12 protein-coding genes are annotated in these 13,311 nt (G+C 41.0%); 8 read left to right on the top strand and 4 right to left on the bottom strand.

Translation table 11 applies throughout. The features are described from left to right. Positions 1 to 74: 74 nt before the first annotated feature. A complete protein-coding gene (locus B9A52_RS00280) occupies positions 75 to 2,486 on the top strand; it encodes a TonB-dependent receptor domain-containing protein (protein WP_394334868.1) in 2,412 nt (803 codons plus the stop codon). A 331-nt stretch (positions 2,487 to 2,817) separates the two neighbouring features. Here B9A52_RS00280 and B9A52_RS00275 read toward each other — a convergent pair whose 3' ends face one another. Next, on the bottom strand, positions 2,818 to 3,210 hold the full coding sequence (locus B9A52_RS00275) for a 5-fold beta-flower protein (RefSeq protein ID WP_084118408.1): 393 nt from the start codon (positions 3,208 to 3,210) through the stop codon (positions 2,818 to 2,820). 18 nt (positions 3,211 to 3,228) lie between these two features. After that, positions 3,229 to 4,518, bottom strand: a complete 1,290-nt coding sequence (locus B9A52_RS00270; RefSeq protein WP_084118407.1) for a serine hydrolase domain-containing protein — start codon at positions 4,516 to 4,518, stop codon at positions 3,229 to 3,231. Positions 4,519 to 4,912: 394 nt separating this feature from the next. On the opposite strand from B9A52_RS00270, the gene B9A52_RS00265 reads away from it, so the two are divergent. The 6 genes from B9A52_RS00265 (at position 4,913) to B9A52_RS00240 (ending at position 8,983) form a co-directional block, all read left to right on the top strand. Beyond that, positions 4,913 to 5,473 carry a DUF2911 domain-containing protein gene (locus tag B9A52_RS00265; protein ID WP_084118406.1) on the top strand — a complete coding sequence of 187 codons (561 nt, stop codon included), beginning with the start codon at positions 4,913 to 4,915 and terminating at the stop codon, positions 5,471 to 5,473. 151 nt (positions 5,474 to 5,624) lie between these two features. Then, entirely contained in the window at positions 5,625 to 5,867 is a 243-nt protein-coding gene (locus B9A52_RS00260; RefSeq protein WP_084118405.1) for a DUF433 domain-containing protein, read from the top strand. Beyond that, positions 5,851 to 6,174, top strand: a complete 324-nt coding sequence (locus B9A52_RS00255; protein ID WP_084118404.1) for a DUF5615 family PIN-like protein — start codon at positions 5,851 to 5,853, stop codon at positions 6,172 to 6,174. The genes B9A52_RS00260 and B9A52_RS00255 overlap by 17 nt, the downstream gene beginning before the upstream one ends. Positions 6,175 to 6,647: 473 nt before the next feature. Continuing rightward, positions 6,648 to 7,250: a porin family protein gene (locus tag B9A52_RS00250; RefSeq protein WP_084118403.1), complete on the top strand. Its 603-nt coding sequence runs from the start codon at positions 6,648 to 6,650 to the stop codon at positions 7,248 to 7,250. 198 nt (positions 7,251 to 7,448) lie between these two features. After that, complete coding sequence (locus tag B9A52_RS00245) at positions 7,449 to 7,874, top strand: hypothetical protein (RefSeq protein WP_084118402.1); 426 nt, start codon at positions 7,449 to 7,451, stop codon at positions 7,872 to 7,874. Between the two features lie 17 nt (positions 7,875 to 7,891). Further along, the gene (locus B9A52_RS00240; RefSeq protein WP_084118401.1) at positions 7,892 to 8,983 is read left to right on the top strand and encodes an alpha/beta fold hydrolase; all 1,092 of its coding nucleotides are present in this window, start codon (positions 7,892 to 7,894) and stop codon (positions 8,981 to 8,983) included. Between the two features lie 178 nt (positions 8,984 to 9,161). On the opposite strand, the gene B9A52_RS00235 is transcribed toward B9A52_RS00240, so the two are convergent. Together B9A52_RS00235 and B9A52_RS00230 are read right to left on the bottom strand one after the other, a co-directional pair. Further along, positions 9,162 to 10,553, bottom strand: a complete 1,392-nt coding sequence (locus tag B9A52_RS00235; RefSeq protein WP_084118400.1) for an NAD-dependent succinate-semialdehyde dehydrogenase — start codon at positions 10,551 to 10,553, stop codon at positions 9,162 to 9,164. Positions 10,554 to 10,565: 12 nt separating this feature from the next. Further along, the gene (locus tag B9A52_RS00230) at positions 10,566 to 11,306 is read right to left on the bottom strand and encodes an SDR family oxidoreductase (RefSeq protein WP_084118399.1); all 741 of its coding nucleotides are present in this window, start codon (positions 11,304 to 11,306) and stop codon (positions 10,566 to 10,568) included. Positions 11,307 to 11,520: 214 nt separating this feature from the next. On the opposite strand from B9A52_RS00230, the gene B9A52_RS00225 reads away from it, so the two are divergent. Next, positions 11,521 to 13,305 (top strand): glycoside hydrolase family 9 protein, encoded by a 1,785-nt coding sequence (locus B9A52_RS00225; RefSeq protein ID WP_084118398.1) that lies wholly within the window; start codon positions 11,521 to 11,523, stop codon positions 13,303 to 13,305. Positions 13,306 to 13,311: the final 6 nt, after the last annotated feature.

Raw genomic sequence — 13,311 nt, 5'->3', positions numbered from 1 at the left:
AATCAATTATTCCGGCGCTAATCTTCCTTTGGGAGAGGAATATCAATTCAAACCTACCATACCAGCATCCTATTGTGATTTTCCTGTTCAAGCCTTCCAATTCTGCAACCTGGATATTTTCAGGTATTCTGTTAATTCTTTTGAATTTTTTGGGTCGGAATGTACAAGCTCAACAATCCAATAAAGGAGAAATATCAGGAAAGGTAATTGACAAGCAATCAGCCTTGGCTTTGCCTTTTGCTACCGTTTCCATTTTCAATGAAGCAGGTGATTTGGTGGAGGGAAATATCACCGATGCGGATGGTCTTTTTGTTTTGAAAGTACCTTTTGGTTCCTATTATGCCATTATAGAATTTATGGGTTATGAGGCATCCAAAACGGAAACCTTTAAGCTGAACAAAGAAAATCCCGAATTCAATTTGGGCGTTGTTGGTTTGGAATCGGGTTTGAGCAACTTGGATGAGGTAATTGTAGCAGGGGAGAAGCCCTTTATGGAGCTGGCTTTGGACAAAAGAATTTTTAATGTAGCAGAAGACCTGGCCAATGCCGGCCGGACCACTTCGGATATTTTGATGAACCTGCCTTCCGTCACGGTAGATACACAGGGAAATGTACGGTTAAGGGGTTCTGACAATGTCAGGATATTGGTGGATGGTAAACCATCGGGATTGGTAAGTTTTAAAGGAAGCCGGGGATTGCAGCAATTACCGGCAAGTATGGTGGAACGCATAGAAATCATTACCAATCCTTCTGCAAGGTATGAGGCAGAAGGGATGGCTGGGGTAATCAATATTGTTTTAAAAAAGGAAACCAATTCAGGCTTTAACGGTTCTTTTGAGGTAATCGTTGGCACTCCCACCAATCTAGGTCTAGCTGCCAATCTCAATTACAGGCATAAAAAAATCAACTGGTTTATCAACTATGGAATTGCCAAAAGAATAGTGCCCAGGAGAGGCACCTTGTTCCAGGAAGCATTTGGGGGAGACACCACCTTTATTTCGGACCAATCCACTGAGGGTACGGTTAACTCAATTGATAACAATGTCAGAGCTGGATTGGATTACTTTTTTAATGAAAACAGCGTATTGACGGCCTCTTATTCCCTGAGGAGAAGTGATGCCCACAGGATCACGGATATCCGTTATAATGACTACATTTTCAACTTGGACAATATGCAAAGCTATTCATTGCGAAGGCAGAATGAAACGGAAAAAGAACCCAACTCTGAATATCTGATCACATACAAAAGAAGTTTTGACAAAAAAGGACATGAACTCACTACTGTACTGACTTATCTGGATTATTGGGAAAATTCGGATCAGTTGTTTACCGAATCCACTTTTTCACCTGATGGGACTTTGATCCCTTCACGCTCTTTGGTGCAGACTTCCGTCAATGACGAATTTGAAAAGCAATACCTTATCCAGGTGGATTACGCAAAACCCATAGGTGCAGAAGGTAAATTTGAAACCGGAATAAGAAGCAGTTTCAGGAATATGGAAAATGACTTTGTGGTTAAGGAACAAAATGAGCAGGGTGAATTTGAACCCATGCCCGGTTTGGACAACATTTTCCTATACAGAGAAAATATCCATGCACTTTATGGCATTTTGGGAAATAAAACCAAGAAACTGAGCTATCAGGGAGGATTAAGAACAGAGTTGACAGATATCAAAACAACCTTGGTCAAAACCAACGAGGAAAACCCCAGAAACTATGTCAACCTATTTCCAAGTGCGCACCTTACCTACAATTTTACAGAAGAGAATGGCCTGCAATTCAGTTATAGCAAAAGAGTGCGGAGACCCTTTTACAATGATCTGAGTCCATTTGTAACATTTTCCGATGCCCGGAATTTCTTCAGTGGCAATCCTGACCTGGAACCTGAATTTACCGATGCTTTCGAATTGGGTCATATCAAGTATTTTGAAAAAGGGACTTTGTTTTCAACTGTGTTTTATAGAAATACCGTAGACAAAATTGAAAGAATCAGGACGGTGGACAATGAGGGTAATGCGACGACCTTTCCACAAAACCTAAACGGAGAACAATCATTTGGATTGGAGTTTACCACAGATTATGCGATTTCATCTTGGTGGAAAGTTGATGTCAACCTGAATTTCTTTTATGCCGATATTGATGGCAGTAATATTCAAACAGATTTCACAGCCACCACTTATTCCTGGAATGCCAGACAGAATTCCCGATTTACCTTTGGAAACGGGATTATTGCCCAAGTCAGGGCCAATTATCAAGCCAGACAACAAATTGCTCAGGGAATCAGGAAAGGGATATTCTTTATGGATGTATCCGCCAGTAAGGATATTCTCAAAAAGAAAGGAACCCTTGTATTGAACATTGCAGATGTCTTCAACTCTAGATGGGACCGATATATTTTGGAAGGGCAAGGATTTATCACCTATGGTGATTTTCAGAATGTCCGAAGGCAGATCAATTTGAGTTTGAATTATCGGATCAGACAGTAAGACTTTATCCCTACTTTGACTGGTTACGGAATTCTGGTTTGAAACTCCTCAATACTATTTTTTAACATTGGCCAAAGTCCCATTAGGGACATAATATGGGTAAAATAAACGATCAAGCGAATGGTATTTGTGCCTTTAGGTACAACATATATTCCGTACCTAAAGGCACGGATATCCATTATATTAAAACTTTCCTACCCTCATTTTGTCCCTAAAGGGACAGTAACGCTACCCGTATTTTTTGCAAAGTTTCTTTGCCTCATTTCAATGGATTGAATCGAAATATTTATTTCGAGCTTCTATTCAAATTTGAGATAATAGGATCTTCATTTCATAAAAAAAAGAAAAAGAAAATCAGGGCCACTTCGGAGATTTTCAGGCTCTCAAAATGGCCTATTGTTTTTCTAGAGCCATCGATCACCCTGCCATCTTCAACATAGCCTATGGTTTTTCTTGTCCCATCTAAGATGCGGCCATCTTCTATAAAGCCTATTGTTTTCCTTGAAGCATCCATAACCCTCCTATCTTCCAGAAATCCGATTGTCTTTCGGCTGCCATCCATGATCCGATTATTGTCAATATAACCAATGGTAGACCTAGCCCCATTCATCACCCGGTCATTTTCAATATATCCTACCGTCCTCCTTGTGCCATCCATCAACCTTTGGGAATAGGCAGACATGGATAGCATAATAAGGAGAAATAGGATAATGGGCTTTTTCATCTATCAAAGTATTTCGCTTCAATCATCCAAAAGCGTAAATACCATTTGTCTGAATTTCCAGCCTGTTTGGTCACCGGGAGTATCTCTGGTCTGTTTCATGATGATACCTATGATTTTTTCCTGTGGATCAGCAAAATACTGTGTATTGAAATAGCCTCCCCAATCAAAGGTACCTTCACTGCCAATCCCTCCTTCAGCTACACCATTGGCCGTCACAACTCCAAAGGCCAGCCCATAATGCGATGCACCGCTCCAAAGGTCGCCTACTTGGTTTTTCATCATTGTTTCGATGGTTTTGCGGCTGAGGATTCTGACGCCGTTGAGTTCTCCGCCATTCAGGTACATCTGTAGGAAAGTAGCATAGTCCTTTGCTGTACTTGACAGGCCGGCCCCTCCGGAAAAGAACCTTTTGGCTCCGGAAATGGGGTATTGAGGGTCATAAAAGGTGATTGGGAAATTTTCCCATTTACCATCGACTTTGCGCTGAACTTTGACCAACCTGTCTGCCTTGGTATCGGGCAGGTAAAACCAGGTATCATTCATGCCCAATGGGTCAAAAAGCCTTGTTCTCAAAAACTGGTCAAAAGGCATGCCTGAGACTATTTCAATCAGATAGCCCAATACATCCAATCCTTCTGAGTAGGTATATTTTTCTCCGGGGTTATGGTGGAGGGGTAATGCTGCCAGTTTCTTTATATTGTCTCCGATGCTGATGTTCTCAGTGGTATAGAGGTCAATGATTCCGGCTTTGTTGTAAATCATCTCCACACGTTCATCCCCATCAATCACCCCATAACCCAATCCGGAAGTATGGGTCAAAAGGTGTCGGATGGTGATTTCTTTATTGGCAGGGACTGCGGTGAATGTGGTGTCTCCGTAGCGGAAATTTTGAAGGACTCTTGGATTTTTAAATTCAGGGATAAACTTAGAAATAGGATCGTCCAATCTGAATTTCCCTTCTTCCCATAGCATCATGACCGCTGTGGAGGTGATGGCTTTGGTTTGGGAAGCAATTCTGAAGATGGCGTCTTTGGTCATGGCTTTGCCCGTGGAGGCATCAGCAGAACCCTTGGCTGTATGGTATACGATTTTGCCATTTCTCGCAACTAACGCCACCAATCCCGGGTTTTCATCGTTTTTCATCGATTCCTCTAACATGGCGTCCAGCTTTTTTAATCGCTCAGGACAGATGCCTACACTTTGCGGAGTTGCTTCGGAAAGAGGCAGAGATTTTTTTTGGGAAGGAGTTTGGGCAAATGATAGGTTAATGAGTAAAAACAGTACGGCGGTAAAATAGGCTCGGTTCATTTTATTTTGGGAGATGTGTTGACAATGATTTTCTTCAAAGTAAGGTAAATAAAAATATTGTCTTTCCCGTCTTAAAATGATGGGAACTAACAAAGACAGGGAAGTTATTTTTTCTCACAAATCCCACGGATTACCACAGATGGGACAATTTTTATCTGTGTGTTTATGAAAAATATTATAGGCCAAGAGTTTATTGCACAGGGAGTTAGAAATTTACTTTAGAAGAAGCGCTTGAGTTGTAAAATAATTTTCCTCAATTAAAAGCATTTAGAAAGAATGACCTTTGAATAAAAGCCTGGAATCAAAAGTGCGAGTGTTTAATACAAGCTGCTAAGTGTTTGTAAACCAAACTTATTATTCTTACATTTCTTCCTAATAAAAACACATCAGCGTTATGGTAAAAAAGGTTCTTATAGGTTTAGGGGTAATTGTTTTGGTGATGGTCATGTTATTTGTTTATATGAATTACCGCGGTCGCACTTTAAGCCCTCCGGGCAAAACAGAGATAGCTGTAAATGACCTGAAAGTAGAAATCAACTATAGTCGCCCGTCTGTCCGGGAGCGGGTGATTTTTGGAACGGAAGAAGATGGGGCAATTCAGCCTTATGGAAGCTATTGGCGGTTGGGTGCAAATGAAGCCACGGAAATCACCGTCAATCAAGATGTGCTATTTAACGGGACGCCATTACCTGCCGGAACTTATAGACTTTATGCCATACCGGGTCCCAATACATTTCGCATTGGTGTAAGCCCGGAAATTGGAAAATGGGGAGCTTGGGAACCTGATTATAACAATGATTTATTCACCACGGAAATACCCGTCACCCGATTGGATACACCTGTAGAGCAATTTACAGCAAGGATTGAAGAAGGTCCTGCTGATGGTGCCACGGTGTTCTTTGAATGGAGCGATGTTCAGTTGGCTATTCCGATAGCGAGGAAGCCGGGGATGTAGAGGGGTTTCTACAGCTTAGTTTGAATGATGTGAGTGGAGACACTCACATTGGCGGAGATGTAAATAATAGGTCTTGGTTTAGATGCGAGTGGAGATACTCTCGTTGTCGTTTAAACAAACATGATTTTGGTAAAAACGTTATATTAGCATAATGAAGAATGTCAAAGACTATATCACCATCGATCCGGAAATTTTGGGAGGCCAACCGGTATTTTATGGAACTAGGGTTACAATCGAATCACTATTTGATCACCTTGAAAATGGTGTAACTTTAGATGAGTTCTTAGGTGATTTCCCTTCTGTTTCCAAAGAAAATGCCATTGCAGTAATTGAGATAGCAGCAAAAATCATGTCGTCCAAAGACATCCAGAAATTATATGAAACTGCTGCTTGATGAAAACCTGCCAAAAAGACTGAAAGTTGATTTAATGGAATTTGAAGTTTCCACAGTTTCTGATAATGGCTGGGCGGGAAAGAAAAACGGAGAACTAATGAAATTAATGGAGGAAAACAACTTCGACATTTTATTGACTTTTGATAAAAATCTCCAATTTCAACAGAATTTCAAGAAATACTCTTTAGCTGTATTTGTTCTGACAGCTAAAGACAATACCTATAAAACTTTGAAGGAGTTAATGCCAATTGTAACCCAGAAGATCAAATCGGGTTTTAAACCTGGTCCTGAGATTATTATAAAGTAAAAGGTGTAGCAATCTAATGAAAGTCAATTTGTGTAAAATTCTTAGAGTCTAAATTATTCATCTCCACCTAAGATTTGATTTTTTGACAATCCCAAAAGTGACTTTTATTGCAATTCCATCTGCTTCATTTATAAAAAATACCTTGATAAACGGATAATGATTCAAGATTTTTTCAATGAAATGTATATTTTGTTTTGAATTATTTAACCTTCCGAATCCCTCATTTAATTAACCCACATTCATAAAGAGTTAAATTTCCACTACATCAATACCAAAAAAACAGGGCCAAAAAAACCATTTCTTTTTTTTTAAAAATTTGATATTAGCCAAACTGAGTTTTCTGCAAAAAAAATAATTGGTTGAACACTATGATGAAAAACATTATAATATATAACTAAAGTCATAAAATTTTTAATAATAAACATTGAAATTCACACTGTTAATTTTCGATTACAAATCAAATCTAAAGCAAGATGAAAGTAAATAAGAATTTAATAGGAAAGGCATTGGCTTCAATCTTTATAGCCATTGCAATGGTGAGTATTTCACATGTCTCTTTGGCACAAGATCGCTGGAGTTTTGAAGTTAGACCTGGCGTTAATTTCGCTACCACGAAGTTGGGAGAGGCTAACCTTAACACGGGTTTTGGGGCAGAAGGTACTTTTGCTTATAGATTTATGCCAAATCTTTCAGTTTATGCTGGATGGAGTTGGAACAAATTCGGATCTGATCAAAAAGTAGATGGAACAAATTTGGACTTTGAGGAAACTGGCTATACTTATGGCCTTCAATATACTCATCCATTAGGAGATTCTAATATCAATTTATTGGTCAGAGCTGGTGGTTTGGCAAACCATATTGAAGTTGAAAAAGGTAGTGATGTAATTTCTGATTCAGGTCATGGCTTTGGTTGGCAGATCGAGGGAGGCTTGGCAATACCTCTCAGTGATAATTGGGAATTGGTACCCAGTGTACGTTACAGATCCTTAAGCAGGGATATAGAAATTGAATCTGTAACCACAGCTGTGGATCTAAAATATATCTCCCTTGGATTGGGAATAGTATTTAAATTTTGAGCATGCGCATGTCAATATGCCATGTGAAGAAATTTCAGTTAGACAGAAACTGATAAGGCACTTTAATTTAGAAAATGGGAAACAACCTTTATTGCTTATCAGGTTTGGATATGCTGAAGCAATGCCCTATTCCTATAGGTTATTGTTGGATGAAGTTCTTTTCAAAGAATAAGGTTTAAATTCATTAAATCCATTTCCATGAACAGCAATAGATTAAAACCTTTGGCCATAACCTTCATTTTTAGTGGTGTTTGGGATACCGTAGCAGGAATCTTGTATATTTTCATTATTGGAATCGGGCGATTAATTGATAATCCCCCAATAGATCCCTTTTTTTCAATTTTCCTGGGTTCATTCTTCATTTGCTTTGCCTATTTGCAATTTATGTCGGCATTTAACATTAAGCGGTATGCTTTCAATGTAGGTTGTTTGATCATTGGTAGGACCTTCTATGTAGTTCAATTATATGGATTTATGTTTTTTATAGAAGATTTCCCTGCTACATTTTGGTTTACTGGTATCATTGATACAGGTTTCACAGTATTGTATTTTATTTTTGGTCTTAAGGGCGGTCTGAGTTTGAAGGAAATGTTTTTGCCAAAAATTGATATGGTTGAGGGATGAGAAGAATATTATGAAGTATGAAAAAGTATTTAAAATTTGCTAAGCATATGGTATTGATATCCATCTTTGTTATCACAGGTATTTTACTAACAATTACTATCACTCTATTTCTTTACAGCCCCGGTAAACCTGAACCATTTATGGATGATCAGGGCAGGAATTTGAAAGGAAGTATTTCAGAAAAGAAATTTCTATTAATTGGAGGAATCCGTCAGGGAATGTTTATTCAAAGTAAAAATGAAGGAAACCCCGTCCTACTTTATCTTCACGGGGGTATACCTGATTACTTTCTCACCCATAAATACCCTACCGGACTTGAAGAATATTTTACTGTAGTATGGTGGGATCAAAGGGGATCGGGGCTATCCTATAATTCGGACATTCCAGACGATTCCAAAAATCTAGATCAATTTTTGTCCGACACAAAAGAGGTGACAAATTATCTCCGTACCCGGTTTGGAAAGGAAAAAATTTACCTCATGGGGCGCTCGGGAGGAACCTTCATTGGCATCCAGATGGCAGCGAAATCACCGGAACTTTATCATGCCTATATCGGAATAGCTCAGATGTCAGATCAATTTAAATCAGAAAAGTTGGCTTATGATTATGTTCTTAAGCAATTCAAAACTGCCGGGAATATGAAAATGGTCCGAAAGTTAGAAGCCTCACCGGTAACTGACCGAATTCCGGATGGATATCTCAAAATAAGAGATGCCGCCATGCATAGCCTTGGAATTGGCACCACGCGGGATATGAATTCAATAATCACCGGATTGTTTGTTCCGTCCCTTACCTTCAAAGGCTTTACCCTGAAAGAGAAATTCAATTTATGGCGGGGTAAAGCTCAGTCAGGTGTCCATCCACTTTGGGAAACAATTATTGTCACAGATCTTAGCGATAAAACCAACAAGTTGGACATTCCAGTTTATTTTTTTCATGGAAAATACGATTATACAGTATCATATGATCTGGCCAAGATGTATTTTGAAAAGATTCAAGCACCCCAAAAAAGATTCTATACATTTGAAAATTCAGCACACAGCCCTCATTTTGAAGAACCAAATCGGGTAAAAGATATCTTTCTCAATGAGATTTTAAACGAAAAATAATCTATTTAACCCAATATCAATATCCAAGATATCCAAATCCGCTACCTACCGGAGGGACAGTTTTTGGGTGTTAGCTTTCAGAGATTTCCCCATTTTTGAATCCCTGCTATTTCCATAAAATAAAAAAAGCCCGCTACCGTAGCAACAAGCTTTTAAAATATCAGGTAAAACAGTCATACTACCGTTTCATAACACTTTTCACGTTCACGAATTCCTTCAAACCGAACCCACCATGTTCACGGCCATAGCCCGAATCTTTCACACCGCCAAAGGGCATGGAAGGTTCGGCCAAGCCGAAAGAATTGATAAACACCATTCCTGTGTCAAAGTGCTTTTCAGCCATTTCGATAGCGGCGTCTTCATCTTTCGAAAAAATTCCTCCTCCCAGCCCAAAGCGGCTGTCGTTGGCGATGCGCATGGCATCTTCGTTGTCCCTGGCTTTGATCAATGAGGCTACCGGGCCAAAAAATTCATCCTCATAAGCAGGCTGTCCGGGCTGCACATTTTCCAAAACCGTGGCGGGATAGAAAAATCCTTCCCTACTGGGAATTTTCCCTCCACAAGCTATCTTGGCGCCCTTCTCGACGCTTTTCACTACTTGTTCGTGCAGATCATCGCGAAGGTCCTTGCGTGCCACGGGCCCCAATTCAGTATTTTCGTCATTGGGGTCTCCCATTTTTACTTCACTCATGGCCTTCACGAATTTATCCCGAAACTCATCGTAGATCTTCTCGACCGCGATAAACCGTTTGGCCGCAATACATGTTTCGCCGTTATTGTATATACGGCCCATCACACACGCTTTTACGGCCATGTCGATATCGGCATCTTCAAGAACCAGATAGGCATCATTGCTCCCCAATTCCAAGACTGATTTTTTCAATGCAGCGGTGGCTTTCTGTCCAATTTTTTTTCCCGCATCGGGACTTCCGGTGAGGGTCACTCCGCGCACCAGTTTATTTTTGATCACATCATCGGACTGATCGTGACTGATCACCAGGGTGGTAAACAAGCCTTCAGATAGACCGGCTTCTCGATAAATATGCGCTAGCAGTTTGCCCGAACCAGTTACGTTGGAGGCGTGCTTTAATAGAACTCCGTTACCTGCCATGAGGCTCGCTACGGAGTACCGCACCACTTGATAGCTAGGATAGTTCCAAGGCTGAATACCGTATACTACACCGATAGGAGCAAAAGATACGCGTCCTTTATTACCGTTGAGCAGCTCCCGCTCCTCGGTTTTCAATTCCTTAGGTCCGATCTCAGAGGTATTTTGACAAATAGCAACGCACAAATCCACTTCTTGCCTGCTTTGCTCTAAGGTCTTGCCCATCTCATCAGTCATTAATTGCGCCAACTCTTCTTTGGAATTAGCCAGTTCTTTACCGATGGCTTGGATCTTTTCGGCCCGATCTTTAGGAGAGACTTCTTTCCACTTCTTGAAGGCTTCGTGGCATTTTGAAATGGCCACTTTGACCTCTTCGTCGGTCATATATTCGTAATGGTCGAGACTCTTACCTGTTGTTGGGTTGATGGTCTCAATCCTTTCTTTTGTTTCTACTTCGCTCATGGTTTTTTTTGGTTATCCTTGTTCAGTAGGCATTAAGTATATGTTGTTGACATTTACCCTGTCAGGCTGGTTTAAGGCATAGAAAATGGCGTTGGCGATATCTTCTGACTCGAGTGTGGTCATCTCCATCATTCCTTTCAATTTCTCCTTGATATCATCATCGGTGATGGTTTCGTATAGGGCTGTGTCTACTGCGCCAGGCTCTATAGAGGTCACATTGATTCCGAAGGTCGGTGCCAACTCTTGTCTCAGTCCTTCGGAAAACATTTTTACGGCAACCTTTGTGGCGCTGTAAACTGCTCCGCCCGGAAAGTACCGGTGGGCTGCTGACGAAGAAATATTGATAATGTGACCGCTTTTGTTCTTTCGCATAGTCGGCAAAACAGCTGCCACTCCATTGAGTACGCCTTTGATGTTGACGTCTATCATCTTATCCCACTCTTCGGTCTTAAGTTTTTCGATGTAAGAAAGAGGCATCAGCCCGGCATTATTGATCAATACATCGATGGATCCATATTTATCCAAAGTTTGAGAAACGGCTTTTTTAAAATCAGCTGGTTTGGTCACATCCATTATCGCAACCAAAGCCTTTCCACCATTCTTCTCAATTTTTTCTTTTAATTGATTGAGTTCATCTTCACTTCGGGCACATAATACCACCGAGGCACCCTCTTTGGCCAATTTCATCGCAGTTGCTTTTCCTATTCCGCTTGATGCTCCTGTTATGATTACTACTTTGTCTTTTAAATCCATCTTTTATTTTTTTGGTTTACAAAATTTGCTTTATGCATTTTTGTAAACTTATTTATACCTGCGGCAATAAGCATTATAGATTATTGGCGGATATTTATATCAATCTTGGTACTGCCCAAACCTTAAACAGATCCGCGGATGCCGGAATACCCAAAAAATATTTGCCTAAATTGAATTTTATCCTATTCTAAACCCAATAACCCGATCTACCCTTATGTCCTACCTACTCCTCCTAACCCTTTTCCTAAACCTCACATTTTATCCCGAATCTCCAAAAGCAGCAGAAATCCAAATCCGCATCAACCAAATCGGCTACCTCCCCGAGGACAGCAAGGTTGCAGTGATTTTCAGCAAAGAGACCGTCCGGGAAAATTTCCTGTTGGTGCATGTTGAAACAGGTGAAACTGTCTTGGACATCAAACCTGTCAAATTGAAAAAAGATGCCTGGGGTGGATTTTTGTATTGGGAAGTGGATTTTTCCCCAATCAGTGAAGCGGGGCAGTATGTTGTGAAAGGAAAGAAATCAGGGGTTAGTTCTAGTCCTTTTTTGATTTCGAACAATGCCTATGCAGGCTATCAGGAGCAATTGTTGGAATTTATGCGGCAGCAGCGCTGTGGCTATAATCCTGCTTTGGATATGGTCTGTCACCAAAAGGATGGAAGATCGTTTTTTGGGCCTATGCCGGACAGTACCTTTGTCGACCTGAGTGGGGGTTGGCACGATGCCGGAGATCAGCTGAAGTATCTGATCACTTCCAGTTATGCCACAGCCCATATGTTGATGGCTTATGAGATGTACCCGGATAGGTTTGAGGATAAAGTCAATGCCTTGGGACAGCCCGGGGCCAATGGAATCCCGGATATTTTAGATGAGGCCAAATGGGGTCTGGACTGGATCCATAAAATGCATCCTGCGCCCGATCAGCTTTTCCATCAAGTAGCTGATGATAGGGATCACCGGGGTTTTAAGATTCCCAATAAAGACAATGCGGATTATGGCTGGGGTGAAAATTCCTATCGGGTAGGCTATTTTGCCACAGGTAAGCCACAGGGATTGAGCAAGTATCAGAGCGAGGCAACCGGAGTTGCCAACCTTGCAGGAAGAAGTGCCGCGGCCATGGCTTTGGCGGCCAGGATCTGGGAAAGGGATCTGAATGATCCTGTTTTTGCAGCAAAGTGTAAAAGGGCTGCGATCTCTTTGTATCAATTGGGCAGAGAGAAGGAAGGTTTTCAGCAGGGAAATTCCTATGGGGCGCCTTATCGCTACAATGAGGAAACCTGGGCAGATGATATGGAATGGGGTGCGGCAGAATTGTACAAATTAACCAAAGAAGACAGGTATTTGGAACAAGCCAAATCCTATGCCTTGCAAAGCAATACGGCCGACAGTTGGACGGTAAGGGACTCGGCTGCTCATTATCAGTTGTATCCTTTTATCAATATGGGGCATTATTCCCTACATGAAGTGGTGGATGAAGATTTTAAAAAAACTTTGGAAGGATATTATAAAGATGGCATTGATTATACTTTGAAGCGTGCCCAGAAAAACCCTTTTCATATCGGTGTGCCATTTATCTGGTGCAGCAATAACCTGTTGACAAGTTTGGCCACGCAGGTCATTCTGTACGAAAAAATGTCAGGGGACAAGCAATTCGAACCATTTCTGGCTTCTCAAAGGGATTGGTTGTTTGGAAAAAATCCATGGGGAAGTTCCATGTTTACAGGAATTCCCGATGGAGGTGAATTTCCGGTGGAAGTGCATACCGCCCCCTATGTACTATTGGGAATGGACGTCCCCGGAGGCTTGGTGGATGGGCCGGTTTATACTTCTATTTACAATAACCTGTTGGGCCTGACATTATTGAAACCCGACAAGTTTGCCGCTTTCCAAAACGAGCATGTGGTTTACCATGATGACGTAGGAGATTACAGCACCAACGAACCCACCATGGACGGGACTGCCGGGGCGATATTGATGATGGTGCATTTTAGTAGGTAAAAAAAA

Origin of the sequence: Aquiflexum balticum DSM 16537, from assembly GCF_900176595.1 — a bacterium.
Lineage (GTDB): Bacteria > Bacteroidota > Bacteroidia > Cytophagales > Cyclobacteriaceae > Aquiflexum > Aquiflexum balticum.
This window is presented reverse-complemented; position numbering and strand designations above follow the sequence as displayed.

Excerpts from the sequence above, each read along its gene's own strand:
- B9A52_RS00265 (WP_084118406.1), top strand. The coding sequence starts at position 4,913 with ATGGTAAAAAAGGTTCTTATAGGTTTAGGGGTAATTGTTTTGGTGATG.
- B9A52_RS00275 (WP_084118408.1), bottom strand. The coding sequence starts at position 3,210 with ATGAAAAAGCCCATTATCCTATTTCTCCTTATTATGCTATCCATGTCT.
- B9A52_RS00225 (WP_084118398.1), top strand. The coding sequence starts at position 11,521 with ATGTCCTACCTACTCCTCCTAACCCTTTTCCTAAACCTCACATTTTAT.
- B9A52_RS00250 (WP_084118403.1), top strand. The coding sequence starts at position 6,648 with ATGAAAGTAAATAAGAATTTAATAGGAAAGGCATTGGCTTCAATCTTT.
- B9A52_RS00230 (WP_084118399.1), bottom strand. The coding sequence starts at position 11,306 with ATGGATTTAAAAGACAAAGTAGTAATCATAACAGGAGCATCAAGCGGA.
- B9A52_RS00245 (WP_084118402.1), top strand. The coding sequence starts at position 7,449 with ATGAACAGCAATAGATTAAAACCTTTGGCCATAACCTTCATTTTTAGT.
- B9A52_RS00260 (WP_084118405.1), top strand. The coding sequence starts at position 5,625 with ATGAAGAATGTCAAAGACTATATCACCATCGATCCGGAAATTTTGGGA.
- B9A52_RS00255 (WP_084118404.1), top strand. The coding sequence starts at position 5,851 with ATGAAACTGCTGCTTGATGAAAACCTGCCAAAAAGACTGAAAGTTGAT.
- B9A52_RS00270 (WP_084118407.1), bottom strand. The coding sequence starts at position 4,518 with ATGAACCGAGCCTATTTTACCGCCGTACTGTTTTTACTCATTAACCTA.
- B9A52_RS00240 (WP_084118401.1), top strand. The coding sequence starts at position 7,892 with ATGAAAAAGTATTTAAAATTTGCTAAGCATATGGTATTGATATCCATC.
- B9A52_RS00235 (WP_084118400.1), bottom strand. The coding sequence starts at position 10,553 with ATGAGCGAAGTAGAAACAAAAGAAAGGATTGAGACCATCAACCCAACA.